At 66.4% G+C, this 24,775-nt stretch carries 22 protein-coding genes; 9 read left to right on the top strand and 13 right to left on the bottom strand.

Features of this window, described 5'->3' with window-relative positions; translation table 11 throughout:
- Window positions 1–21: 21 nt before the first annotated feature.
- From ABW137_RS28590 to ABW137_RS28580, 3 genes are read right to left on the bottom strand one after another with little or no spacing between them, the layout of a single operon-like run.
- Window positions 22–1,275, bottom strand: a complete 1,254-nt coding sequence (locus ABW137_RS28590) for a glycoside hydrolase family 27 protein (RefSeq protein WP_526405070.1) — start codon at window positions 1,273–1,275, stop codon at window positions 22–24.
- Between the two features lie 60 nt (window positions 1,276–1,335).
- Window positions 1,336–1,686, bottom strand: a complete 351-nt coding sequence (locus ABW137_RS28585) for a VOC family protein (protein ID WP_526405068.1) — start codon at window positions 1,684–1,686, stop codon at window positions 1,336–1,338.
- Window position 1,687: 1 nt separating this feature from the next.
- A complete protein-coding gene (locus ABW137_RS28580) occupies window positions 1,688–3,094 on the bottom strand; it encodes an acyl-CoA synthetase (protein WP_526405067.1) in 1,407 nt (468 codons plus the stop codon).
- A gap of 35 nt (window positions 3,095–3,129) precedes the next feature.
- Between ABW137_RS28580 and ABW137_RS28575 the strand changes: the two genes are divergently transcribed.
- Window positions 3,130–3,675: an NUDIX domain-containing protein gene (locus ABW137_RS28575; protein WP_526405065.1), complete on the top strand. Its 546-nt coding sequence runs from the start codon at window positions 3,130–3,132 to the stop codon at window positions 3,673–3,675.
- Here the strand turns inward: ABW137_RS28575 and ABW137_RS28570 are convergent.
- Window positions 3,672–7,010 (bottom strand): DUF7379 domain-containing protein, encoded by a 3,339-nt coding sequence (locus ABW137_RS28570; protein ID WP_526405063.1) that lies wholly within the window; start codon window positions 7,008–7,010, stop codon window positions 3,672–3,674. The genes ABW137_RS28575 and ABW137_RS28570 overlap by 4 nt on opposite strands.
- A gap of 201 nt (window positions 7,011–7,211) precedes the next feature.
- Between ABW137_RS28570 and ABW137_RS28565 the strand changes: the two genes are divergently transcribed.
- From ABW137_RS28565 to ABW137_RS28545, 5 genes are all read left to right on the top strand, one after another.
- Window positions 7,212–10,181: a CHAT domain-containing protein gene (locus ABW137_RS28565; protein ID WP_526405061.1), complete on the top strand. Its 2,970-nt coding sequence runs from the start codon at window positions 7,212–7,214 to the stop codon at window positions 10,179–10,181.
- Between the two features lie 15 nt (window positions 10,182–10,196).
- Window positions 10,197–11,075 (top strand): endo alpha-1,4 polygalactosaminidase, encoded by an 879-nt coding sequence (locus ABW137_RS28560; RefSeq protein ID WP_526405059.1) that lies wholly within the window; start codon window positions 10,197–10,199, stop codon window positions 11,073–11,075.
- 109 nt (window positions 11,076–11,184) lie between these two features.
- Window positions 11,185–12,855 (top strand): nucleobase:cation symporter-2 family protein, encoded by a 1,671-nt coding sequence (locus ABW137_RS28555; protein WP_526405058.1) that lies wholly within the window; start codon window positions 11,185–11,187, stop codon window positions 12,853–12,855.
- Between the two features lie 56 nt (window positions 12,856–12,911).
- On the top strand, window positions 12,912–13,439 hold the full coding sequence (locus ABW137_RS28550; protein WP_526405056.1) for a pyridoxamine 5'-phosphate oxidase family protein: 528 nt from the start codon (window positions 12,912–12,914) through the stop codon (window positions 13,437–13,439).
- Window positions 13,436–13,831, top strand: a complete 396-nt coding sequence (locus tag ABW137_RS28545; RefSeq protein ID WP_526405054.1) for a nuclear transport factor 2 family protein — start codon at window positions 13,436–13,438, stop codon at window positions 13,829–13,831. The genes ABW137_RS28550 and ABW137_RS28545 overlap by 4 nt, the downstream gene beginning before the upstream one ends.
- Window positions 13,832–13,901: 70 nt before the next feature.
- Here the strand turns inward: ABW137_RS28545 and ABW137_RS28540 are convergent, their stop codons facing one another.
- Genes ABW137_RS28540 through ABW137_RS28515 form a run of 6 tightly spaced genes read right to left on the bottom strand, consistent with a single transcriptional unit; the run spans window position 13,902 to window position 20,724 of the window.
- Window positions 13,902–15,371, bottom strand: a complete 1,470-nt coding sequence (locus ABW137_RS28540; protein ID WP_526405052.1) for an AMP-binding protein — start codon at window positions 15,369–15,371, stop codon at window positions 13,902–13,904.
- A gap of 39 nt (window positions 15,372–15,410) precedes the next feature.
- The gene (locus ABW137_RS28535; RefSeq protein ID WP_526405050.1) at window positions 15,411–16,469 is read right to left on the bottom strand and encodes a phosphotransferase family protein; all 1,059 of its coding nucleotides are present in this window, start codon (window positions 16,467–16,469) and stop codon (window positions 15,411–15,413) included.
- Entirely contained in the window at window positions 16,466–17,692 is a 1,227-nt protein-coding gene (locus ABW137_RS28530) for an acyl-CoA dehydrogenase family protein (RefSeq protein ID WP_526405048.1), read from the bottom strand. The genes ABW137_RS28535 and ABW137_RS28530 overlap by 4 nt, the downstream gene beginning before the upstream one ends.
- Complete coding sequence (locus tag ABW137_RS28525) at window positions 17,689–18,750, bottom strand: zinc-dependent alcohol dehydrogenase family protein (protein ID WP_526405046.1); 1,062 nt, start codon at window positions 18,748–18,750, stop codon at window positions 17,689–17,691. The genes ABW137_RS28530 and ABW137_RS28525 overlap by 4 nt, the downstream gene beginning before the upstream one ends.
- A gap of 49 nt (window positions 18,751–18,799) precedes the next feature.
- On the bottom strand, window positions 18,800–19,855 hold the full coding sequence (locus tag ABW137_RS28520; RefSeq protein WP_526405044.1) for an NADPH:quinone oxidoreductase family protein: 1,056 nt from the start codon (window positions 19,853–19,855) through the stop codon (window positions 18,800–18,802).
- Window positions 19,852–20,724: an alpha/beta fold hydrolase gene (locus ABW137_RS28515; protein WP_526405042.1), complete on the bottom strand. Its 873-nt coding sequence runs from the start codon at window positions 20,722–20,724 to the stop codon at window positions 19,852–19,854. The genes ABW137_RS28520 and ABW137_RS28515 overlap by 4 nt, the downstream gene beginning before the upstream one ends.
- Window positions 20,725–20,906: 182 nt before the next feature.
- Between ABW137_RS28515 and ABW137_RS28510 the strand changes: the two genes are divergently transcribed.
- Complete coding sequence (locus ABW137_RS28510) at window positions 20,907–21,527, top strand: TetR/AcrR family transcriptional regulator (protein ID WP_526405040.1); 621 nt, start codon at window positions 20,907–20,909, stop codon at window positions 21,525–21,527.
- Between the two features lie 56 nt (window positions 21,528–21,583).
- Here ABW137_RS28510 and ABW137_RS28505 read toward each other — a convergent pair whose 3' ends face one another.
- Both ABW137_RS28505 and ABW137_RS28500 read right to left on the bottom strand, forming a co-directional pair.
- The gene (locus tag ABW137_RS28505; RefSeq protein ID WP_526405038.1) at window positions 21,584–22,405 is read right to left on the bottom strand and encodes a mycofactocin-coupled SDR family oxidoreductase; all 822 of its coding nucleotides are present in this window, start codon (window positions 22,403–22,405) and stop codon (window positions 21,584–21,586) included.
- Window positions 22,406–22,501: 96 nt separating this feature from the next.
- Window positions 22,502–23,149: an FMN-dependent NADH-azoreductase gene (locus ABW137_RS28500; protein ID WP_526405037.1), complete on the bottom strand. Its 648-nt coding sequence runs from the start codon at window positions 23,147–23,149 to the stop codon at window positions 22,502–22,504.
- A gap of 85 nt (window positions 23,150–23,234) precedes the next feature.
- On the opposite strand from ABW137_RS28500, the gene ABW137_RS28495 reads away from it, so the two are divergent.
- A complete protein-coding gene (locus tag ABW137_RS28495; protein WP_526405035.1) occupies window positions 23,235–23,723 on the top strand; it encodes a MarR family winged helix-turn-helix transcriptional regulator in 489 nt (162 codons plus the stop codon).
- Between the two features lie 89 nt (window positions 23,724–23,812).
- On the opposite strand, the gene ABW137_RS28490 is transcribed toward ABW137_RS28495, so the two are convergent.
- A complete protein-coding gene (locus ABW137_RS28490; protein WP_526405033.1) occupies window positions 23,813–24,391 on the bottom strand; it encodes a TetR/AcrR family transcriptional regulator in 579 nt (192 codons plus the stop codon).
- 152 nt (window positions 24,392–24,543) lie between these two features.
- Between ABW137_RS28490 and ABW137_RS28485 the strand changes: the two genes are divergently transcribed.
- A partial coding sequence (locus ABW137_RS28485; RefSeq protein ID WP_526405031.1) for an MmpS family transport accessory protein occupies window positions 24,544–24,775 on the top strand: 232 nt, incomplete at its 3' end.

Raw genomic sequence — 24,775 nt, 5'->3', positions numbered from 1 at the left:
CCCTTCTCGCGTTCGAAGTCGTCATGCACATCCAGGGGTGACTCGCGACATCACGACGGCGTGGGGCCCCACCGTGCGCCCGAGATCGCCCGCCGTGGTCGCGTCGGTGTGCTGCCACAGATCACGCACGGTGTAGCAGTCGGCGGGCGCAAGCCCGAGTGCGGCAGCGTCGGTGTCGATCACCGCGGGGCCCGCGCCGGAGTTGAACTGCGCCACCGCAACCGAACCGTCGGCCAGTGGCTTGACGATCACCCGGCCGTCCGCAGGCAAGGGCAGGCCCTGGCGCCCCAGCGGGTCCTGGTCGACGGCGATGACGTCGCGGTTCGTCAGGATGGCCGCCGTCGCCGCCGTCATCGATCGCACGTCGTTGCCCGCGAGGAGTGGCGCGGCCAACATCGCCCACAGCGAGAAGTGTGCGCGTTGCTCGTCGGCGGTCAGATCGGCGCGCTGCGGGCCAAGCACCATCGTGGGATGGCTCGTCGCAAAGTCGTTCCAGGAGAGGCCGACGACCAACATGTCGGGATCGTTCACGTGTGTCGGACTGCTGTGTGCGGCAAGCGGTTCCGCGGCCGACACCGCTTGCGTAACCCCGGCGAGTCCGGCGGCCCAGAGCGCATCGTCACCCCAGGCCGGGACGAGGTCGATGGAATCGCGGGTGACGTCGGCGACCTGCGACCAGTCGTACTCCGATCCTGCCGCCGGATCCCCCGAACTGTTGGGGTTGATGCTGTAGACGATGCGACGACCCGTGGCGCGCAACGCATCTCGCATTGCGGTGAAGTACTTCATCTGATCGCGATGCGCTGCGTCGGCCCGGCACCAGTCGTACTTGAGGTAGTCGACGCCCCAAGCGGCGAACTGGCGCGCGTCGGCGACCTCGTGACCTGCGCCGCCGATGCGCGGATCCTGCCCGCAACCCTGGTTGAACGGGCTGTGGTAGATGCCGAGGTACATCCCGCGATCGTGCGCGTAGTTTGCCAGTGCCGCAATGCCGTTCGGAAACCTGTCGGGGTCCGCGCGCAGATTCCCATCGGCATCGCGGGTCGGGGCGGCCCAGCCGGCATCCAGGTTGACGTATCGGTAGCCGACGTCGCGCATGCCCGAGGACACCATGGCATCGATGGTCTGCTCGACGGAGCGCTCGGTGAGCGCGATGCCCGAGTTCCAGGAGTTCCAGCCCATCGGCGGGGTCTGCCGGATGGCAGGCTCGGGCGTCTGCGCCGAGCAACCGGCCAGCAGGACGGCGCAGACCGCCAGGCTGCAGAGTCGACGCACGTCACCATCCTCGCAGTGCGATCTGGGAGCTCGCCCGGAGGAAGCTGTGGACGCCCGGAGCTAATCTCGTTCCGAGAGGATGCAGAATTCGTTGCCCTCCGGGTCGGCGAGCACCACCCAGGATTCGTCGCCTTGACCGACGTCGACGTGCCGCGCCCCCAGTTCGAGGAGTCGGGCCACCTCGGCCTGCTGATCGTCCGGCGTGAAGTCGAAGTGAATGCGGTTCTTGACGACCTTGCCCTCGGGCACCGCGATGAAGAGCCAGATCGGACCCCCACCCGTGGGCGGGTGGAGGATCACGTCACCGTCCTGATCGGTCTCCATGGGCCAGCCGAGCGCGTCGGCCCACCACCGCGCGAGCGCGTCGACGTCAGCGGCGTCGATGCATATCTCGGCAAATCGCAGACCCATGTCAACCCCTTTGAATCAGTTCCTTCTTGAGTACCTTGCCCATCGCGTTACGCGGCAAGGCTTCCACGATGTGCACCTCTCGCGGTCGCTTGTGTACCGAAAGTTGCTGCGCAACATAGTCGATCAGTTCCCGAGGGTCAGCCGATCCGACGACGAACGCCACGATCCGCTGACCGAGATCGTCGTCGGGCACCCCGACGACGGCGGCCTCGCTGACTCCCGCGTGCCCGAGGAGCACCGTCTCGATCTCCCCCGCACCGACGCGGTACCCGCCTGACTTGATCAGGTCGATCGACTCACGTCCGACGATGCGGTGCATGCCGTCGGCGTCGACGACGGCCACGTCGCCGGTGCGGTACCAGCCGTCGTCGCCAAGCACCTCGGCGGTGGCGTCGGGCCGGTTGAGGTAGCCGTCGAACAACATGGGTCCTCGAAGCTCGAGTCGGCCGATGGTTTCACCGTCGTGCGGCACCGGCGACCCGTCGTCGGCGGACAGTCTCGTTTCCACGCCATCCAGCGGCAGCCCCACCCAGCCCGGTCGCCGTTCGCCGTCGGACAGCGTGCTCAACGTGATCAGCGATTCGGTGCTGCCGTATCGCTCGACGGGGGCATGGCCGGTGAGCCGCACGATGTCGTCGAACACCGGCACCGGGAGCGGTGCGCTCCCCGACACCAGTAGGCGAGCCGACGATAGCGCCGCCGCCGCGTCGAGGTCACCGGCGATCCGCGACCACACCGTCGGCACACCGAAGTACAGCGAACCACCGGCTGCGGCGTAGGCCTCAGGCGACGGTTTCCCGGTGTGCACGAAGCGGTTTCCCACTCGCAGCGACCCCAGCAGACCGAGGATCAGGCCGTGCACGTGGAACAGCGGCAGGCCGTGGACCAAGGTGTCGTCCGGCGTCCACGCCCACGCGTTGACCAGAGCGTCGATGTCGGCGGCGATCGCCCTGCGGCTGATGAGTACGCCCTTCGGCGGACCCGTCGTCCCCGACGTGTAGATGACCATCGCGGTGGAATGGGGCGACGGCTCCGCGTAGCGGTGCCACGACCGCGCGTGCAGGCGCACGGGTACGTGCGGGAGACCCTCGGCGTCGTCGGGCAGCTCCCCCAGCCACGCCTGTGCCCCCGAGTCGGACAGGATGTGCCGACGCTCCGCAACCCCGACGTCGGCAGGAACGGGAACGAACGGGACACCCGCGATCAGACAGCCGGTGATCGCCAAGACCGTCGTCGCGGTGGGGGTGGCCAGGACGGCGATCCGATGCGCCCCGCCGACGCGTTCCGCCACCGACGTCGCAGCACCGACGAGGTCGCTGCGACTCAGGCTGGCCCCGTCGATGCGCACCGCGTCACCGAGATCATGGCCCGCCGCGACGGCAGACGGGTTCAACGAAGCCAGCAGCACGTGGCGAGGCTACCGCGGGACGGGATACTGGTCGCGTGGATCCCATCGAACGCGTCGCGTCGCGCGAGGTGTACCGGAATGCCTGGATGATCGTCCGGGAGGACGACATCCGCAGGGCGGACGGCAGTGCAGGCATCTACGGCGTCATCATCAAGCCGACGTATGCGCTGGTGATAGCCAGGGACGGCGATCGCTTCCGGCTCGTCGAGCAATTCCGCTACCCCATCGGGTTGCGGCGATGGGAGTTTCCGCAGGGCACCGCGCCGGGGTCGGTCGACGGCGACGAGCCGCCACCCGCCGACCTCGCCGCCGACGAGCTGCGTGAGGAGACGGGGTTGCGCGCCGAGTCGATGGAGGTGCTCGGCCAGCTCGACGTCGCGCCGGGGATGAGCAGCCAACGCGGCTGGGTGTTCCTGGCCACGGGGTTGACCGAGGGCGCCCACGACCGCGAGGTGGAGGAGCAGGACATGCGCAGCGAGTGGTTCACCGGCGAGCAGATCGACCGGATGATCGTCGACGGCACCATCACCGACGCGCAGACGATGGCGGCGTGGATGATGCTGCGCCTCACCGGCCGCTAGGTGCCACCCGCGCCCGGTGATTCTCCGACCGCGGCTGCGAGGGCCGCGAGACCGGCGGCAGACGAGAAGAAGGTGATGTGGTCGCACGCGACGGGCGGTTTGACGTCGACCCTGGGTGTGCGATTCGTCGGCAGGTGGCGGGCGCTCTCGACGGAGACCGCCAAGTCGTTTGGCTGCTTGAGGAAAGCCACTGCGACGGTCGCGTCGATGGCGATCCGCGTCAACGCCCTCAGGATCTCCGCTGCGCGGCCCTGCTGCTGCACGTCGCCGATGAGGGATCGATCACCAAGAAGCACCGTGTAGCGAACTCCCGGGTCCGGCGAACCGAACAGCTCCGCCAGCCGAGCCGAGGATGGCGCCATGTCGTCGAGTGCTTCGTCCACCCCCTCGACGAGTGCGACCAAGCCGGATAGCACACTCGCGGGCCAGAACACCGTCTGCAATTTGTTCAGGCCGAAGGCCAGCGCGGCGGTAGCCCAGCCCTGGAGCACGGGCCACGGTGATCCACCGTTCGGCGTCCCAGCTGTGATCAGACGATCCACCAAACCGGACTCGTCCTGTTCGATCATCCAACGTGCCACCAGGCCGCCCATCGAATGCGCCACGATGTCGAGCTGCTTCGATTGGACTCCGGCGTCGACCAACTTTCGGCGCAGCTCGGCCGCGGTGACGTCGATGGGGGTGTTGATGTTCTCGTAATCGAAGGTGAGCACGAGGTCATAACCCGTGCCGAACCCCGTCACACCGCCAGTTCCGTGAGCGCCCCCGATCGCCATTCCGGCAGTGTCGCCGAGGATTCCGTGGATCAGCAGCAGGATGCGATCAGCCCCCGCGACGGCAGCGGCCACGTTGACCGGGTCGTCGTCGTAGTGGACGTCGTGGGTGCCAACGGTCGGAACTGCCAGCCGAGTCACGTTGATGGAGCCGCCGGTGAGTTTGCGTACGAAGCGCCGGAAGAGCAACCGGATGGACCCGCCGAGGCTGCGCGCGTCGATTACCCCGCGGGTGGGGATCACCCGCGGCAGCTGCTCGATGCGGATCGTCGCACCAGGGCCCGCTGACCGCACCGAATGCCCGACCGGCAGGTAGTTTCGGCCGTCGAATCCGATGACGATCACCGAATCGCTCTCGGCGAGCCCGCCATCGAGCGTCAGCGTCATCGGGTTGGTCGGGGTGACCACCTCACCGCCTTGCACGCCGTTCAATTCGAGCACGTCGAGGGCCCCGCTGGTGCCGCGGGTTGGCACCAGGCTCAGTGGTTCCCAATGGTCGGGCTCGTCGATCAGCATCGGCGGCACCATCGACGCGATGAGATCTCGAGCCACCACTTCCGACCCGGTCAGCGATGCCGTCGCGGTGAGCCCGGCAGGCGCCTCGAGAGAAACACCCGCCGCGAGCTGAACGACTCCCCCGACGGCCGTTCCGGGCTGTCGCCGCTCCGTGATGATTCGCACGGACGACGTGGTCCAGTCGACGACCGGTTCAGGGCCCGGGATGGGACTCAGCTCGCGGTTCTGCACCCGGTTCAACAGCCGAGCCAGGGTCGACGACGGTGGGCCCGAGACGTTTCCGGCGTCACGAGTCGCTGCTGGGGCGGACAGCCCACCTTGGACCAGGAGCTCCGGGTCGAAGTCCGCTCCGGATGCGATGACCTTCACGACGTCGGTGCGACGCGAGACTCCCTCTCGCCACAGATCGTTGGGCACGGTCGCGCGGATGGCGTTCGTCGACGTCACCGCGCCGGCCTCGAGCCTCGCCACACTGCCGGGCAAAAGCGTTGTCACGGAATAGTCCTCACCCAATGCCACAACCCCGCAGAACACGGTGTCGGGCCCCTCGTTGCGGACCGCCAGAACGAAGGACGGCGCCGTCTCCTCGTCGTAGTCGAGGAGAATCTCACCGCCTGGGCCGGGTTCGACCAATCGATAGGTGCCCTGTGCGTCCGCTCTGCGCACCTCGAGCACGACACCAGCCAGACCCGAACCGGGGTTGTCCAAGTCGACGATCTGGCGCCACCGGACGATCTTCTCGACGGCCGCGACGGCCTTGGCCGGGTCGTCGGCGACGTGGGCCACCGGATCGGGACCGCGGGCAGCGTCGACGATGTCGATGCCGCCGCCCGCGGTCCGCAGGGAGATGTCGCCGACGTCGGCGGCCGACAGGTACGGCGACCCGTCGACGGCATCCCTGACCATGGGCATGTCTGCGGCCACGGACACCGCGACCTGCGGCAGTGGCACTGCCACTATCACCGCGCGATAGCTGCGGTCGGTATCGAGTTCCTCGTCGAGAACGGCGACGCTGCTCCCCGGGTTGACCGCGCTCAGGTGCGCCCGTGCGAGGACTTCCCCCGAGGCGGGGTCCCGGATCTCCAGCCGGGTGACCGCCTCACCCGTCCCCAACGAGATCCCCTGCACGGCACCGGCATCCAGCATCCAGTTGGCACCGTCGAAGGTGATCAGGTAACCCGCGATCCGCTCCGACAAGGCACCGTTGAATACCGAGGTCTCGGCATCGAGTGAGTCGGTGGTCTCCAACTGTGGAACCTGATCGCGAGCGACCTGGGCCACCGCCGCCCTCACGGTGCGATGCAATTCGCGGTACGTCATCGAGGGACCGGCATCGCCGAGGGCGCGTTCGACTGCGGAGGTCATCGCTCCGCGGTGGATACCGGCGAACCGGACCTCCTTCGATGTCTGATCGGAGCGGCAACCCGTCAGCAGCACGTGTCTGCCGGGTTGGTCCGGCGGGGTGAGGTAGTCACTGGCCGACCGCGCCCGCACCCGACTGTCCGCCGGCGCCCGCCGAATCGCGACGTCCTCGGGCAACACCTCCCGCGTACCGCTCCCAGAGTGGCAGCAATCCAGCCCGACGAAGACGTGGACGCCAGGTCGTGCCACCTCGCGGATGAGCGAGGCGAGTTCCTTGTCGGCGAGATCGGAACCACCGCTTGCTCGGCTGTCGTGGAGCACCAGCGTCTCGTCGAAGCCGTCGGGCTCCGCGCCGGGTCCGGATGCCGTCGGCTGACGCGACCCGTGGCCGGCGTACCAGAAGATCAGCACGTCACCGGAGGTCGCCGCGTTGAAGTGTTGCCGGAATCCCTCGATGAGTGCCGACCGCGTCGCCTTGTCGTCCACCAGTCGACGAACGTTCAGCTCTTGCAGGGGTATTCGTGATTCCAAGACCTGTCGGATGGCATCGACGTCCGCCTTGCATCCTTGAAGTCCTGCGATGGGGCCTGCATATTCGTCGATCCCCACCAGCAGTGCGTAAACCGTCATGCGTCCCCCCGGATCGGCGCAGAAGTGCTCGTGAATCGACGCTGATGCTGCCACACTCCCCTCATGACCACGGGGGGCTTTGGGCCAATTCTGGACGATCCACTTCTCACCAGAGAACTAACGGGGGTGTCCGCTCGCATATCCGCTTGGGCGCAGGGTGATCCGGGCCCGTCGCCGTCATCCGAACGACTGACACCGGGACGAGTCCAGCACAGCGACCCCCTGTTTGACCCCCCGTTTGACCCCCTGCTTCAGGTGCTTGCGCACTGGACGCCCAATCCTCACCTCGACGCGCTGCGCGCCGCGTTGGAGCGCGGCGAGCGGACCGCGCTGAACACACTCGAACTAATCGTCGACGAGGTCCGTGGCATCGTCCCGACACTCGTCGAGAACTTTCACGAATGGGTCAGTGGCGGCGCCGACCAGCACGCCACCAGCCAGGGCCCCGACATCGCCGCTCTGGTCCTGCTCGCCGGCGACGTCTGGGGCGCAGTTCAAATCTATGTCTTGGTAGCGAGAACCTTCTGGCGCTCCAGCGACCCAGAGCAGACGGTGGCTATGTACCAGCTCGCGATCGGGCTCAGTGATCACCTTCCACCCGAGCACACAACGGGACTCGCCGCCTGGCACGACAACATGGCACTTGCGTTGGCCGCACTCGGTCGCCTCGACGAGGCCATCGCCCACTACCGGATCGCCGCACGGCTCGAGACACAGCCCGCCGGGCAGTTGCACATACGCAACAACCTCGCCATGGCATACAGCGATCTCGGGGAGTACGCGCTGGCCGCTCGGGAACAGGAGGCGATCTGCAAGGAGTTGGAGGACCTCGGGTCGGACCCTGCAACTCTTGCCATCGCGTACGACAATTGGGCACTTTCGTTGGGCGACTTGGGTAACCTCGCCAAGAGTGCCGAGCTTCTCGAGCGGGCGGCCGTGATGTTTCCACGCAACGCTCTCGCCGATCGACGGGCCAACGCTTCAAACAGGACTTACTCGTACAACTCCCTCGGCCAGCCAGAAGCCGCGGCCGCCGCGTTCCGCGAAAGCTGGAATCTCACCGTCGAACTCGCGCAGAGAATTGACGAAGAACACTTCCGCACCGGATACTTCGCTGCACTGCCCCACCTCTCCCCTCCGAACAGCCCCGTGTGGGGTCACTTCCACTCCGCCAGTGAGCTGTTGAGCAAGCACGACTGGGCAGGCGCCGCAGCCGCATACGCGCAGGCGGCCGAAGCCGCGCAGGGCACGGGGGATGTCATGACGTTCCTGCGATGCAGGGTCAACCTCGCGGCAGTGCTCGCCGACGCGCAACGGGTCGATGAGGCGCTCCAAGAGTGTGCAAGGGTGCAGCAGGCGGCGGCGCATATCGGGCTGGCAGGGCCACTGGCGATGGCCTTGATCGCTACGGCAAGCCTGTTTCGCGGGGGATCGGATCGCGGTGGACCCGCTCAGGCACTGATGATTTCGGCGCAAGCCCTCGCGTTCGCCGAATTGCGCGATCGATTGGCCGAGCAGGCCGACCTTCCCGCGGACCACATCGAACGCTTGGCGGTCGTCGACGTCGGCGTCCCCTTGGCACAGGTGGCGGCGGCGGCCAACAGCTGCCACGAGTCGACGCTTGCCGAACGGTACTACCGACAGGCGATCGCCACGGCGCAGCGCTTCGGTTACCGCGCCGGGGAACTGAACCGTCAGGTGGGTCTCCTGCAGGTGCTCGGCGACGATCCCGCCCGAGAGGCGGAAGCCCACGCCATCGAAGTCGGGCTACGCGAGGCACTGACCCGGGGCGACACCCCTCTGATCACGAAGTTCGTCATTCATCGCTACCTCGGCGCGCGGGCGACCGACCCAGACCAGTCTCTCCTCGACTTGCGTTCGGCAGCAGCACTGTTGGATGCGTTACGCGCGCAAGTCGCACCTGGAGAGGCACGCAGTGACCTGGATCGGGAGTACGAGGTCTACCCGACACTTCTGCACTTCCAGCAGAAGTACGACGCTCCCGCCGTCGACGCCTTCGCCTCCCTTCAAGCCTCGCGCGCCCGACGACTGATGGAATTGCTGACCGCCGCCAGCGGAGATCGCTCTCCCTATCGGCCGGTGGGCCTCGAAGAGATCATCGAGCTGCTGGCCGTCCAGCCGAGGTTGACCACCTTCGTGGACGTCACGGTCACCGCTGACGGCTTGCGCGCCTATCTCGTCGACTTCCGTGGACTGCGCACCGTCGACGTCGCAGGCGACACCGCCGCGGTGCATCGCGCCCAATACGGCGATGCCGACCGGCGGGCCCGGGACGTCATCGAACTCGTCGTAGGGTCGAGGTTGTTGGCCGATCTCGCGGCGGCCGTGACTGCCACTTTGGCCGAGGGTTCCACGATCTTGATCGCGGTCGACGACCCGTTGTCGAACCTTCCGCTCCACGCGATCCCGCTCGGGACAGACTTGTGGGCCGACGTCGTCTCGATCGGCCGGATCGCGGCCGCGGGTGCCCTGCGATTCACCCCTGCTCAACGTGGTTGGTCGGGTCGATCGATCGTCGCAGGAGACTCGAATTCTGACTTACCGGGTGCCGCAAGGGAATGCGCCACGGTCGCGGGATTGATCGGCGCCCGGCCAATCGTCGGCCCCGCGTGCACGTTCGACGCTGTTCGCGGGGCGCTGACCGCCGAACCCGATGACCGCATCGACGTGGTTCACCTCGCGGTGCACGGGCGAGCCGACGTCCGACGGGGTGGTCGTGGCAGTTTGTTGTTTGCCGGTGACCCGCCGTCCTGGGCGCCGTTTGCGGACCTGGCCAATTTGCCGTGGCGCGCAGAGCTCATCGTGTTCTCCGGCTGCAGCACTGCCGTGGGCGGCCCTCGAAATGGCCTCGGGCTCTACGGCGTCGCTCAGGCTGCAGCAGAGGCGGGCGCGACCACCGTGCTTGCCAGTCTGTGGCCCGTTGACGACGTCGCCACGGCCGTCTTCATGACGGCCTTCTACCAGGAGCTCGCGCGGCGACGCGGCAGCGGGCTCATCGACCTGCGGGAACTGATGGATCACGCACGTCGGCACCTGAGGCAGTCGCTCGACGATGATTCGACGAGCCACGTTCGGCGCAACGGTAGGGAACTGATTCTCGAAGGCGAGGACGTGGATTTGGCCGGGCCGGTGGACGCACGGGTGGCCGCGATGTTGAAATGGGCCCCGTTTGTTCTGATTGGTGAACCGAGCTTGGTCATTTGAGTGGCGGGACCGAAGATGCTACAGCTCTCGTACTGGCGGAGTCTGACGATGGTGGCGAGGGCGCTGCTCGTCGCGACCATCTTGGTGGCCGGCTGCACAGCGCACCCGCGAACCGCCGCCGAACCTGGCGGCACGCAGCCCGACGGTCCGCAACCCACCGTCGAGCTCCGACCGCCCCCCGTCACCGGGTCGTTCGACTATCAACTTGGCGGCGTCTACGCCATTCCAGGGTTGGCCGTGGTCGTCCGCGACGCCACTGAGCACCCGCTGCCCGGGGCGTACAACATTTGCTACGTCAACGGATTTCAAACCCAGCCCGGCGACGGCGAACGGTGGTTGCAGCAGCACCCGACCGCCGTGCTCCGCACCCCGGACGGGGCGCCGGTGTCCGACCCCGACTGGCCCGACGAGTACGTCCTGGACCCGTCGACCGCGCCCCAGCGGGCGATCATTCTCGACGTCCTCGGTCCGGTGTTCTCCGAGTGCGCGGCAAAGGGTTACAACGCCGTCGAGGTCGACAACCTCGACACCTTCACCCGGTTCCCCGGCCGTATCGACGAGGCGGGCGCCATCGAGCTGGCCCGGTCCTTCGTGACGATGGCCCACGATCATCGGCTGGCCATCGGCCAGAAGAACGCCGCCGAGACGACCGATCGAGGGCGGCACGAGGTGGGCTTCGACTTCGCCGTGGCCGAGGAATGTGCCGCCTATGACGAATGCGGTCGCTACGCCGAGGCCTACGGGCCCCACGTGCTGCAGATCGAGTACACCGACAACCTGCCCGCGCCGTTCGCCGACGTGTGCGCTTCATCGGACCGCGCCCCGATGACGATCCTGCGCGACCGCCTCCTCGTCGCCCGCGGCGCCGCCGGTTATGCCTACGAACAGTGCTAGACGAACCCCATCGCCCGTCCGACGTCCTCCCATGCCAGAGCGGCATCGTGTAATCCACCGGACATCCCTGCGAGAAGCCTGTGAAACGCGAGGGCCGAATCATGGGGCGATGGCGACGAAACCAACGCTGGCGAAGATATTGACCGAGGGCAAGGCCCAGACCAGACCCGTCGACGACATACCGCCCCTCAAACGGTTGGTGCCGCTGGCCATCCAGCACGTGCTCGCCATGTACGCGGGGGCGGTGGCGGTGCCACTCATCGTCGGCGGCGCGATGGTCAGCGCAGGGCAGTTGCAGTCGTCCGACATCGTCCACCTCATCATGGCGGACCTCTTCGTCGCCGGAATCGCGACCATCGTCCAGGCGGTCGGCTTCTGGCGGTTCGGCGTGCGGCTGCCACTGATGCAGGGCGTGACGTTCGCCGCCGTCGGCCCGATGATCACCATCGGCGCCAACCACGGCGTCACCGCCATCTACGGCTCGGTGATCGCCTGCGGCGTGTTCATGATCCTGCTCGCGCCGGTGTTCGGCCGCTTGATCAGATTCTTCCCGCCGCTGGTGACCGGCACCATCATCCTCATCATCGGGGTGTCCCTGATGCGGGTGGCGGCCGGGTGGTTCGGCGGCGGCACCGGGCCCGACTTCGGCGATCCCAAGGCCATCGGCATGGGCTTCTTCACGCTGCTCGTGGTCCTGCTGATCGAACGGTTCGCCCCGGAGAGCCTGCGAAGGGTGTCGATCCTGCTCGGCCTCGTCATCGGCACCGTCGTCGCCATCCCGCTGGGGATGACCGACTGGAGCCACATGGGTGACTACGACTGGTTCGGCGTGGTGACGCCATTCCAGTTCGGGCTGCCCAGCTTCCAGCTCAGCTCCATCATCGCGTTGCTGATCGTCGCGATCGTCATCATGACCGAGACGACGGGTGACATCGTGGCGGTCGGCGAGATAGTCGACGAGAAGATCACGCCACGCAAACTGGCCGACGGGTTGCGCGCCGACGGGCTGGGCACCGTCCTCGGCGGCATCTTCAACACCTTCCCGTACACCGCCTTCGCGCAAAACGTCGGACTGGTCGCCATCACCGGGGTCCGCACCCGTCACGTCGCCACCGCAGCGGGCGTGATCCTGGTGCTGCTGGGCCTGCTGCCGAAGATGGCCGCCGTCGTCGAGGGCATCCCGCTTCCGGTGCTCGGCGGGGCGGGCGTCGCCCTGTTCGGCATGGTGGCCGCCAGCGGAATTCGCACGCTGACGAAGGTGACGTTCAACAACACCAACATCCTGGTGGTGGCGATCTCGGTCGGCGTGGCGATGCTGACCGAAGCCAAGCTGTACTACACCAATCGGTCGCTGGCCGACTCGCCGGTGAACGTGTCGCTGGATCTCTACAGTCAGTTCCCCGACTGGTTCCAGACCATCTTCCACTCCGGGATCTCGGCGGGCGCCCTGACCGCGATCCTGCTGAACCTCCTGCTCAACACGTCCGAATCGAAGGATCCCGAGGATGATTCGGGGCTGGCCGGATACGACGCGCCCCGCGGTGCGCTCCCCGATCCGCGCGACGCACTGCGGGCAGCCGATCCGTCCACCCCGCCGGTCCGGTTGCGCGAACTGGCGGAGAAGCACCCCGAGCTGCAGACGATCATCGTCACCAACCCGTCGGCGGACCTCGACACCTGTAATTGGATTAGGGAACAAGGCAATCCGCAGGTCGACGCCGTCTACGCCAAGTGGGACGACGTGACCGATGGCAGGTTCTCGAAGCGCAGCCGCGAGTAACCGCGATGAGTTCCGCTCGTCCCCATGGTCGGTACGGATGAGCGGAAGGACACCTCATGGCGATCACGCGTCGCAACCTCGACGGGTACGGCACACCTCCCATCGAATGGGACCGGGTCCGCCAGACGCTGGCCACCCCGGCACCCCAGGCGCCGGGTGACGGCGGGCCCAACCGGCACACCGCCTGGCTGACCACGATCGGCAAGGACGGCACGCCGCACGTCAGACCCGTGGGCATCGCCACGTATTCCGGGTCGTGGTACTTCAACTCGAGTCCGGTCACCCGCAAGGCGCAGAACATCTCCGAGGACGCGCGGTGTGTCGTGAGCCTTGCCACGGACCCGTTCGACCTGGTCGTCGAGGGCACGGCGAACCGCGTCACCGATGCCGACGAACTGGCAGGCGTCGCCGCGGTATGGGTCGAGCAGGGCTGGCCAGCCACGGTCGACGGGGATGCGCTGACCGCACCGTTCAGCGCCCCGTCCGGCGGCAAACCGCCGTACTACGTCTATCGCGTGGACCCCGCCCGCGTATACGCATTCGGCACGGCCGAGCCGCACGGCGCGACTAGGTTCGAGCTATGAGCGCCGACGACGACATCAGGGCGGTCGTCACGCGCTGGGTCGACGCGATCGTGGGGACCGACCTCGACGGCGTGGTGGCGCATCACTCCGACGACATCGTGATGTTCGACGTGCCGCCGCCCTACGACGGGATCCGCGGCATCGAGGACTACCGCGGTAGCTGGCCGCCGTTCTTCGACTTCATCCGTAGCGGTGCCACCTTCGAGCTGCTCGAGCTGAACGTCGAAGCCGGCGAGGACGTCGCGTTCGCCTACGGGCTGCTGCGGTGCGGCGGGGAGAAGGAGTTCGCGAAGAACCCCGACAATCGGTTGCGCCTCACCATGGGCCTGCGCAAGGTCGACGGCGAGTGGACGATCGCGCACGAACACCACTCCTTCCCGGACATCGACTGACGCGGCGCGTCGCGGACGTTCCTGCGCCCGTTGGGCATTCGATGGTGAGGTCGTCGCCAGCGAACTCGTGCTAGCGCTGGAGGGCCCGCGCGATGACGTCATCACGGACCGCCGCTCGTCGCGCCTTACCCGCCTCGTCACGTAGTGGCCTGTCGACGATCTCAACCGACTTGGGCACCTTGTAGCCCGCAATCCGGTCCGTGAGGAACTCCCTCACCGATTCGACGTCGACGTCGGCGGCATCGCCGAGTTGCACGAGCGCATAGGGCACTTGGCCAAGGTCGGCGTCGGGCACGCCCACCACCAGACACGACACGATGTCGGGGTGCTCGGATAGGGCCGCTTCGATCTCGGCCGGGTAGACATTGCGGCCGCCGACGGTGAACATGTCGACCCGCCGATCGGACAGATACAGAAACCCCTCCGCGTCGAAGTAGCCCAGATCGCCCAAGGAGTCCCAGCCGTCACGGGTCTTCGCCGTCACCCCAACGTAGCGGTAGGTGGGTCCGCTGCCCGGGTCGGGACGCATGTAGATCTCTCCGACGGTGCCGGGTGGGCATTCGTTGCCATCGTCGTCGAGGACCTTCATCTCACCTAGCACGACCACGCCGACCGACCCTGGGTGAGCCAGCCACTGCGGTCCCGAGATCATGGTCGCAGCCTGAAGTTCGGTGCCGGCGTACAACTCCCAGATGGCATCGGGTCCGAGCAGATCGATCCAGGCCCGTTTGATGACGGGCGGGCACGGGCCGCCCATGTGCCAGAAGCGACGCACCGACGACAGGTCGTAGGCGTCGGGGTCAGCCCGGTAGATCGGGAGCAGCCTCTGCATGACGGTGGGCACGGTGGCCAGGAACGTCACCCGGTGTTCGTGGATCAGTCGCAGGAACTCGTGGGCGTCGAATCTCGGCAGCACTACCAGGTGATGCCCGAGCAGCAAGCCCGCTGCCACGTTGTTCAACGCGGTGTTGTGGGTCATCGGCAACGACACCAGTTGAACGTCGGCTTCCTGGGCTCCTACCGCATAACCGATGAGCGGTGAGAGGCGGCTGTCGCTGCCGGCCTCGATCAACTTGGGGCGGCCGGTGCTTCCTCCCGAGGTCATCGACTTCCACACCGGCGAAACGGCTTCAGGCAGTGACCCTCTCGGTAGCGTCGGGTCGGGCATGAAGTCCGAAGGCAGGCTGGTGATTTGGCCTCGCGGGTCGGGGCGCCCGACGATCAGCTTGCGGGGCAGCAGGTCGAGGATGGCTTGAAACTCCGCGTTCGGCAGCCGCGCGGACAACGGTTGGGGTGTCGCGCCCAGCTTCCAGCACGCGATGAGTGCTTCGACCATGCCGATGGAGTTTGGCAAGGCGATCGTCACGTAGTCGCCAACACCGACACCGCGTGCGGCGTAGGCGCGGGCGAGCTGGTTGGTCGACGCGTCGAGTTCCGCCCGGGTCAGGGTGCGGCCGGAGCAGGTGACCGCCGGCGCGTGTGGCGCTGTTGCGGCCAGCTCGGAAAGCTGCGTGCTGATCGGCGGGAGGGGTGTTGTCACGTCACTCATCTCGGTACTCCAGGGACGTTCTCGGCGCGGTCACGGCCGCACCCGAGACGTTGCGACGTCGATCGCCAGCTCGAGGATGGGGCCCACCAGTTGGTCGAGTTCAGCTGCACCATCGTTGGACGCGTTGCCGATACGATGTCGCGCGGTGATGCCGCGCAGGATGGCGGCAACCCGGAACAGGTTGTACGCGTGGTGGAACGCAAAGCTGTGCGGACGACGACGCCGGGAGCGGGTGAAATAGCGGTCGATGACCGCTTCTGCCGAGGGCAGGCACAGATCGGCCAGATCGGCACCGGCCAGCGTGGGGAGTCCGATGTGGTTCACGGGGACCATCCAGTTGAGCAGGAAGTAACTCAGGTCGGCCATCGGATCTCCGAGTGTTGCCAATTCCCAGTCGATCACCCCGATGAGAGCGGCGTCGTGGTGAGCGAACACCGCGTTGTCGAGGCGGTAGTCACCATGAACGAGGGCAACCTCCTCGCCGTCCGGGAGGTGGCTCGTCAGCCAGTCGACGAGTCGGGTCGCCCCTGCGGGAAGATCACCGACAGCCGTCATCTGCCGGGACCATCGTTGGATCTGACGCTGGTAATAGTGTGTGCGCGGGCCGAAATCGCCCAGCCCGGCGGTATCGACGTCGATGGCGTGCAGATCGGCGAGGGCATCGGTGAGCGCAAAGTAGATCGGCGTGCGATCGGCGGGTTGCGCGGCGGCCAGGAGTGGATCCCAGAAGATCCGTCCGTCCAGATAGGTCATGACGTAGAAGGGGCTGCCGATGATGGAGGCGTCGAGACACTCGTGAACGACTTCGGGTACGGGAAAGCCCGTGTCTGCGATCGCACGCATCACGCGCGCTTCGCGATCGACCGCGTGCGCGGACGACAGCACCTTGCCCGGTGGTTTGCGCCGCAGGACGAACCGCCTTTCCGTGCTGTCGATGAGGTAGGTGGGGTTGGATTGTCCCCCGGTGAATTTCGAGATCTCGAATTCACCGGAGAGGTCGGGCAGGAACGGCTCCAGGTATCGACGAAGCGCGGCGACGTCGATCTTCAGGCGCTCGGGGACTGCTTGGGTACTCCCTTCCACTGTCACGACGAGGTCCGTTGCTCGGCAAGTTCGTATTTCGCGATCGCTCGGGTGTGCACTTCGTCGGGCCCGTCGGCGAATCGGACGGCCCTGGCCGCCATGAACAGGTGCGGGAGAGCCGTGTCCTGGGACAGCCCGGCGGCTCCGTGCGCCTGTATGGCGACGTCGACGACCGCCTGCACGATTCGCGGAGTAGCCACCTTGACCATCGCGATCTGCTTCCGCGCAGCCTTGCTGCCGTGGCGGTCCATTGCTGCGGCGGCGTTGAATGCCAGCAGGCGTAGTTTGTCGATTTCTATGCGTGCGTTGGCTATCCGCTCCTGCCAGACCGATTCGGACGCCAGCTGCCTGCCGAACGCAACCCGTGTCGTGAGCCTTTGACACATCAGGGCCAGGGCCTCTTCGGCAGCTCCGATCAGCCGCAAACAGTGGTGGATGCGACCCGGGCCCAGCCGACCCTGGGCGATCTCGAAGCCGCGTCCTTCGCCGAGGATGATATTGGCGGCGGGAACGCGAACGGCGTCGAGCGTGATCTCGGCGTGCCCCGACGGTGCGTCGTCGTAGCCGAACGTCGTGAGCATGCGCTCGATCCGGATGCCCGGGGTGTCGGCCGGGACGATCACCATCGACTGCTGGCGGTGGGGCTGAGCATTCGCGTCGGTGACGCCAAGCACGATGAAAAAGCGGCACCGCGGGTCACCGGCATTGGTGATCCACCATTTGCGGCCGGTGATGACGTATTCGTCTCCCTCCCGGCGGATTTCGGTGCCAATGTTGGTGGCATCGGAGCTGGCGACCTCGGGTTCGGTCATCATGAACCCGGATCGGATCGTGCCGTCCAGCAGAGGCAGGAGCCAGCGCCCCTTCTGCTCGTCGCTGCCGAACAGATGCAGAACCTCCATGTTGCCGCTGTCGGGGGCGCTGCAATTGAACACCTCGGCGGCGATGGGGACATGGCCGGTCAGCTCCGCGATGGGTGCATAGTCCAGATTGCTCAGGCCGGCTCCGTGTGGACCGTCGGCAAGGAAGAGGTTCCACAGTCCCTGCTCGCGCGCTTGCGCTTTGAGTTCCTCGATGACTGCCGGGACCTGCCAGCGGTCTTCGGAACGGTCGACTGCCGTCGTGTGGATCTCGCCCGCAGGCCGCACACGCTCGTCGATGAAGGCCGCCACCTGCTGGTGGAGGAGTCGTCCGCGGTCGGAGACGGGAAAGAGGTCGAGGTCCGTCACGACGACACCTCGACAACGACCTTGCCGAAGTGCGACCCGGAGGCGAGCTCGGCGAGGGCGTCGGTAAACGCACTCAACCCATGAAACGCCTTGTGCACCACCGGGCGGATCTCGTGCTGGGCGATCGCGACGGCCATGTCCTCGAACAGGTCTCGCGGACCGACCGCGACTCCACGCAACGAGACGTTGCGCATGAAGATTGGCGGTAAGGCGAGCTGGCTGACTTCGGCGCCGGTGACCGACCCGATCAGCACGACGGTGCCGCCCTTGCGCACTGCGCGCAGAGACTGATGCAGGGTCTCGGCGCCGCCAACCTCGATGACCACGTCGGCCCCGACACCACCGCAGATGGCCCGTGCCGTCTGGCCCCACGTGGGGTCGTTGCGGTAGTTGATGAGGTGATCGGCGCCCATCGTCTTGGCGGCGTGCAACTTCGCGTCGTCCTTGGACGTGATGATCACCTCGGCCCCGGCGAGCTTGGCGAATTGCAGAGAGAACAGGGCGACGCCGCCGGTGCCGAGGATGAGTACCTTCTCCCCCGGGCGAACCGGGGCTGCGCCGCCGAACAGGCCATTCCATGCGGTGACGGCCGCGCACGGCAACGACGCGGCCTCGATCGGGTCCAGGTGGCCGGGCGCTGCGACGAGGTCGGCTTCATCGAAGACCACGTACTCGGCGAGCACCCCCGGTCCTGGACCGCCCCGCGGAGCGGCATCCGGTTCGGGCCGGCCGCCTGTCCAGCCCGGTACGTGTATCGGCATCACCAGCGTGCCGTCGCCGAACTTCTCGGCCTCCGGGCCTCGTTCGACGATCACGCCGGCGCCGTCGGAGACCGGAACCAATGGTAGGGCCATCTTGGGGTTGTACAGCCCGCTGATGACCAGCAGATCGCGATAGTTCAGGGCGATGGCCTTCATCTGAACCAGTACCTGCCGCGGCCCTGGCGTGGGGCGCGGCACGGAACCGAGCTCGAGATTGTCCACTCCCCAACGGGTCAATTCGATGCGCCGCATGACGTCTGAGGCAGAGTCGGCTTCGGTCTCGATGAGTGCGTTCATGTTTGGTCCTTGAGTGCGAGGGGGCAAGAGGAGGCTCGGTTTGCGGGATTCAGTGCTGTTCGACGGAATTCGGCCCTTGGGTGGGTGCGGAAGGCTCGGGTGCACGCGGTGGCTGTTCGGTGGTGATGACGACGCGTCCGGTTACCCGGCGCTCGGACAGGGTGGCCAGGGCTGCGGCGGCGTCCTCGAGCCGGAATTCGTGGGAGATGTGCGGTCGTAGGTGACCTTGGGCCGCGAACGTCAGCAGACGCGTCATTCCGCGCTGAAAACCCGTCGGGTCGACCCTGGCGGCCTCACCAGCACGCACCCCCAGGACCGACGCGCCTTTGAGCAGGATCTGATTGGCCGCGAAGCTGGGAATGGTGCCGCTGGCGAATCCCACCACGAGGTACCTGCCGCCCCAACCCAGCAGCCGGAACGCTTGCGCGCCAAACGCTCCCACCGGATCGAACACCACGTCGACGCGGCCCACCAAGTCGCGAACGGTGCCGACGAGATCGGAGTCGCGATGGTTGACGGCGTGATCGGCTCCTGCCGTGTTCACCGCGGTCAGTTTGGTCGGATCGGAGCCCACGCCTACTACCTGCGCCCCCAGGGACTTGGCGAGTTGCACCGCGGCAAGTCCGACGCCGCCGGTAGCGCCCAGCACCACGACCTTCTCGCCGCTGCGCAGCCCGGCACGGTCGACGAGTGCGTGGTAGGCGGTGCGCGCGGCGACCAGAAACGTTGCCCCCTCACGGTATGAGAATGGCTGCGGCAGCGGGAAGACGGCCTCGCTACCCACGACCACCTCCTCGGCGAAACCGCCGGTGCGGGTCAGCGCGATCACGGCCGACCCGACGGGGAACGTCGCGGATCCTCCACTCGGCTGGCCGCACTCGGTGACGACGCCGGCGACTTCCATGCCGGGTACGAACGGCGGGGTGAGCTTGAGTTGGTATTCGCCGCGGGTGAGCAGATAGTCGGGGAAGTTGACGCCGGCGGCACGCACGGCGATGCGCAGTGAATCGGGGCCGAGGTCCTCATCGGGAACGCGTTGCGTCGTCACGGCGTCGGGGCCATCGAGTGCGAGACAGACTGCGGCTCGGTGGCTGCCTGCCGTCACGTGCCCGTCCGCACGGCCCCGGCCACGGCGCCTGGGGCTTCGGACTGCGGGTAATGCCCCACGCCGGCAAGCTCGGTCACCCGCGCACGCGGTAGCACCTTGGTGGCCTCGTTGAGGACGTGGCGGCCCGACACGGGATCTGCAAGCCCCCATACGAGATGCAACGGACCAGTCCAGTCGGCCAGCGCCGCTTCCCATCGTTGGTGGTGAATCGCGCGCTCGGCGTTGTACTTGATCAGCAGGTGCGACAGCTTGTGCCCGCGGTTGCGCGATACGCCGAGCCACAGGTCGTCGAATTCCGTGTCGGTGAGGTTCGATCCGCGAACGGCATCCAACCCGGAGCGGACCCGGCCCGCGCTTACGGCGCTGGCGAGCAGCTTGCCGACGACGGGCAAGATCAGCAGCTTCTGCAGCCGGGTTGGGCGGTAGGCGCGATAGACGATGCCGCAGTTCAACACGACCACACGGTCGATCGTGAAGGGGAGCCGTCCGCGATTGGCGCGGTGGAGGAGTTCCTGTCCGACGATGCCGCCGTAGTCGTGCACCACCAACCGCACCGTCTTCACCTCGAGGTGGGCGGCGAGATCCTCGACGATGTCGGCTGATTCGGCCACCGAATAGTCGTAGGGGTTGGGTTTGTCGGATGCGCCGTAGCCGAGAAAGTCCAGCGTGATGACATCGTGGTCACCGACGAGCTCGTCGGCCACCTCGGCGTAGTCGTATGACCACGTGGGAAAGCCATGCAGCAACAGCACGCTAGGGCCTGCCCCACGCCGTCGATAGGCGATGCGATGGCCCCGCCGAGTGATCAGGGTGTCGTTCTCGGCGATCCACTCCGCGGCGCTTGGCACTCCGTCGCGGCCGGTCACCTGGATCCCGCCTGACGGTCTCGCGCGTCGTCCTCCACTGCACTCACCTCGACATTCTCTATCGAACTCAAATGCATCTACAAATACTGATACATTTGTGTATGACAATGCAGTTCTGCCACGCTGCTGTCAAGCTCGCAGGCACCATCCCCGATGACCCAAGACGCGACAGGAGGCCGCAAGTGGCTCGTTTGACCCGCATCGAACAGCGAGAGGTCACCCGCCGACGCCTGATCGAGGCTGGTGGCCGGGTCTTCTGCCGCGTCGGATTCGAGGCGGCGCCGATCGACGTCATCGCCGAGGAGGCCGGGTTCTCGCGCGGCGCGTTCTATTCGAACTTCGAGTCGAAGGACGAACTGTTTCTCGAGCTCATCAGCCACCACCTCGACGCGGAAATCGATACCCTCGGCCAGGCCCTGCACCGCATCAAATCAGCGTCGGATCTCGCCCCTGCCATCGAACGTCGTTACCGGGTGCTCGGGGAGGACAGCAGCTGGTGCCTGCTGACCACCGAGTTCCAGCTGTACGCGATGCGCGGCGGATCCAAGGCCGAGGAGTTCAGCGAGATCTACGAGTCCTACCGCCGTCGCCTCGGAGAGCTCATCGCCACTCATTTCGACAGGTTCGGCATCGAATCATCCCTCACCCCCTACGAATTCGGCGTCTCGCAGATCGCGCTCTCGCACGGACTGGCGCTGCAGCGAGCGGCCAATGGGGCCTTGAAGGCCAACCTTCCCGCACGCGCCCTTGCGACATTCGTGCGAGGAGCGCTGGTACAACAGCCCCCGAGCCCTGGTGCATGAGGCGCCTTGGCCTCGTGACCGATGACAGGCCTGGAGCCGCCAAGCAGCTAGTGCCCTTAGCGCAGCATGGTTCCCATGTCCAAGGGAAGCTGGATGCCGGTGACGTGCCTGGCTTCGTCTGAGGCGAGCCATGCGACACCGTTCGCGATGTCGTCGGGTTGGCTGATCTCATCGGGCAGCGCGCCCATGAAGATGGGGCCCAAGGTGGTCGCGTTCTCGGCGATCAACTGGTGCATTTCTGGGGGTGTCATGCCCGTGGCGACGCCGTGCGGGTGAATCGTGTTCACCCGAATGTCGTACTGTCCCAGTTCGTTTGCCATCGACTTGCAGAGGCCAACCACGCCATGCTTGCTGGCTGCGTAGTGTCCCAGAAACGGCAGTCCACGCAGGCCCGCCACCGAGCTGGTCATCACGATGGACCCGCCTGAGCCCTGGTCGATCAAGATTGGGATGGCCGCTTTCGCCGTGTGGAAGACGCCCGTGAGGTTGACGTCGAGGGTCGTTTGCCAGGCTTCGGGCGAGATCTGCCACGACCAAGACGCCGAACACACACCTGCGTTGGCCACCACTACGTCCAGTCGCCCCAGCGACGCGACACCATCCGCGAGTGCTTCGGAAAGCGCCCCGAAGTCTCGTACGTCGACCTCGTAGGCGCGTATCCCCCGATTGAGATCCTCGATCACCCGAACTGTTTCCGCGAGGTCATCAGGCGTCGCACCAGGGTAATTCGTCGTGTCGATATCTCGGCACACGTCGACGGCGATGATGTCGGCCCCTTCCCGGGCGAGACGCTCCGCGATCGCGCGACCCTGGCCCCTGGCAGCGCCCGTGATGAAGGCAACCTTGCTGGCATAGCGGCCGGTTGACTGTGGGTGCATCTAGAGTCCTCTCTCGGGTGACATGTACGCGAGAAGCGCTGCCGTCGCGCCGTGTTCAGCCTCTTACGTCGTGGCAGGCACGCAGAGCGCGCGTGCTCAGCTATGCACCGCTTCGACTGTCCAGAGCTGATCGATGGCAGCGATCGCGCGCTCGTGACTTTCCACGGCAAGAGACTTGAATTCGGCCATTGCCGGGTTGGTGTCGGCCATGGTGAGTTCGGCGGTGATGAACCTCGGCTCAAGGCCGGTCACGGACAACGCGTGCGAGAGCCACGGCTCGGCGTGATCCCAACCGTGGCGTGGAGTGCCCTCACCGTAACCGCCTCCGCGCGCTGCAAACACGATGAATTCCGTGCCGGTGAGCAGCCCTTCGCCGGTCGCCGCGTCGACCGACACACCGGGGGCGACGAGGTGATCCACCCACGCCTTGACGCTGCTCGGAGGACCGAAGTTGTACAGGGGTAGGCCGAGCAAAACGGTATCGGCCGATCGGATCTCGTCGATCAGGGTGACGGTGAGCGCGTAGGAGGCTGCCTGGGAAGGGGTGTGCTGATCGGGCGGTAGCACCCGAGCGAGTCCGTTGGCAGCGTCGAGGTGCGGAATCTCGTCGACGGCGAGGTCACGGTAGGTCACCGTGCCGTCGGGATGCGTCTCGCGCCAACGCTGGACGGCGCGGCCGGTGAGTTCCCGCGAGACGGAGTTCGGACCCTGGATGGAGGAGTCGACGTGCAGCAACCGAGCCATGTTGTGTTGCCTTTCACTATTCGTTGATGTGTCACATCATATATACCGTACTCAGATCATTGCCGCATCCAGCTAGACTCGTCCCATGGAGGAGCTGCCGATTTCCGTCTCCGCACGGGCTTCGGGTCCGCTGGTGGAGTACTTGGCACGGCTTCTGCGCTCGGAGGCAGAATCCGAATTGGAGGCCTTCGGCCTCCGTCCCCGGCATGTGATCGCATTGACGGTTCTGCGCGAGCTCGGTGACCAGAATCAGGCCGACCTTGCCGAGACGTTGCGCATCGACCGCACCAACGTGGTGGCGCTGCTCAACGATTTGGAAGAGTGGCAGTACATCACCCGCCGACGAACGCCCGACGATCGCCGACGCCATACCGTGGCGCTCACCGCGGCTGGCCGCGAACGACTCGCCGAGGTGGACGGCGCGATCGTCGCCTCGGAGTCGAGGGTGCTCGCGGCGCTGGATGCCGACCAGCAAGCAACGCTGCACGAACTCCTGCAGCAGGCGCTGGGCGCTCGCGGGAGCTGCAGCGAACATCTACCGACAGCCGAAATCGTCGCCGATCCCACGAATTAGAAGCGGCCCGCTTGGCTCGGTGGGTCGCGTCCCTCATCAGCAAGAGTCTGCGGCGCTGATGATTCTGTTCGTCGTTGCCCGGCCCGGGACTACGGTGCAACGTCCTTCGGGACGGGCGCAAGGATTCGGTTGGACAGCTCGAGCAGCGCTCGGTGGAGGTCGTCGTCGTCGATGTCGGCCAACTCGGGATCGGCGGCGGCCTTGCCCACCCCGGCGAAGAACACCGAGAAGGCGATCCGGTCGATAGCCCTGCGATCCGGCCCCTCGATTATTTCGCGGAAGCGATTGGCCACGGCGTTGAACTCGGGGTCACTGTCCACCAACTGATCAATCGCCGGGTCTCCGTAGAACATGACCGCCAACTGACGGTGCCGCACGACCATCTCGACCAGCCCGCTGACCGCCACGGCGCGCCGCTGCTGCGCATCGGTGAGCGCCTCGGCGATCCTGATGATCCGGGCCATGTCCTCGATCGACGGGCGGATGACTTCCAGGGCGATGTCTTCCTTGGAGCGAAATTGGTAGTACACCGAGGCTTTGCCGACTCCGATCCGGTCGGCGATCATCTGCAGCGATGTGCCGTGCAGCCCGTGCTCGGCGAACAAGGCAACCGCGGCGTCGAGTACCCGCCCACGGGCGAGGCCTCGTGGTGCCGTCGGTTTCGCCAATTGCCCGCCCCTTTCCGAATAACGCCTACACCAGCGAAGGATAGCCCTGCCCCGTGCACAGGTAGACCATGAAGAGTACTCGAGTAAGCCGATCGGCTTGTTAAATATTAGATGATCGTCTACCGTTCGAAGAGCTTCACGAGAGCTTCTTCATGAGACCTTCACGAGAGCTTCGCAATGTGAAGTGCTGCCGCGCAACGAAATCCGCCGAGCCTCGTCGTCCCACGGAGAGCGCGGTCGTGGCAACGGAGGGGTCAGTGGTCGGGATTCGCAAGCGGGCGGGGATACCGCTACTCATCGAGGTGGTCGCCCTCGCCGGCGTCGTGGTGTACCGGGTGCATGGCTTCTTCGGGTCGAACAACGAGACCCCCCGTCCGGGCGTCG

The sequence above is a fragment of the Mycobacterium sp. genome, from assembly GCF_040509115.1.
Taxonomy (GTDB): Bacteria; Actinomycetota; Actinomycetes; order Mycobacteriales; family Mycobacteriaceae; genus Mycobacterium.
Note: the sequence above shows the minus strand (reverse complement) of the source record. Positions and strands in the feature narration are given on the sequence as shown.

Bases quoted from the DNA above. Each gene is read 5' to 3' on its own strand.
- ABW137_RS28525 (WP_526405046.1), bottom strand. From the start codon at position 18,750: ATGAACGCACTCATCGAGACCGAAGCCGACTCTGCCTCAGACGTCATG.
- ABW137_RS28550 (WP_526405056.1), top strand. From the start codon at position 12,912: ATGGCGATCACGCGTCGCAACCTCGACGGGTACGGCACACCTCCCATC.
- ABW137_RS28545 (WP_526405054.1), top strand. From the start codon at position 13,436: ATGAGCGCCGACGACGACATCAGGGCGGTCGTCACGCGCTGGGTCGAC.
- ABW137_RS28505 (WP_526405038.1), bottom strand. From the start codon at position 22,405: ATGCACCCACAGTCAACCGGCCGCTATGCCAGCAAGGTTGCCTTCATC.
- ABW137_RS28585 (WP_526405068.1), bottom strand. From the start codon at position 1,686: ATGGGTCTGCGATTTGCCGAGATATGCATCGACGCCGCTGACGTCGAC.
- ABW137_RS28500 (WP_526405037.1), bottom strand. From the start codon at position 23,149: ATGGCTCGGTTGCTGCACGTCGACTCCTCCATCCAGGGTCCGAACTCC.
- ABW137_RS28555 (WP_526405058.1), top strand. From the start codon at position 11,185: ATGGCGACGAAACCAACGCTGGCGAAGATATTGACCGAGGGCAAGGCC.
- ABW137_RS28495 (WP_526405035.1), top strand. From the start codon at position 23,235: ATGGAGGAGCTGCCGATTTCCGTCTCCGCACGGGCTTCGGGTCCGCTG.
- ABW137_RS28560 (WP_526405059.1), top strand. From the start codon at position 10,197: ATGCTACAGCTCTCGTACTGGCGGAGTCTGACGATGGTGGCGAGGGCG.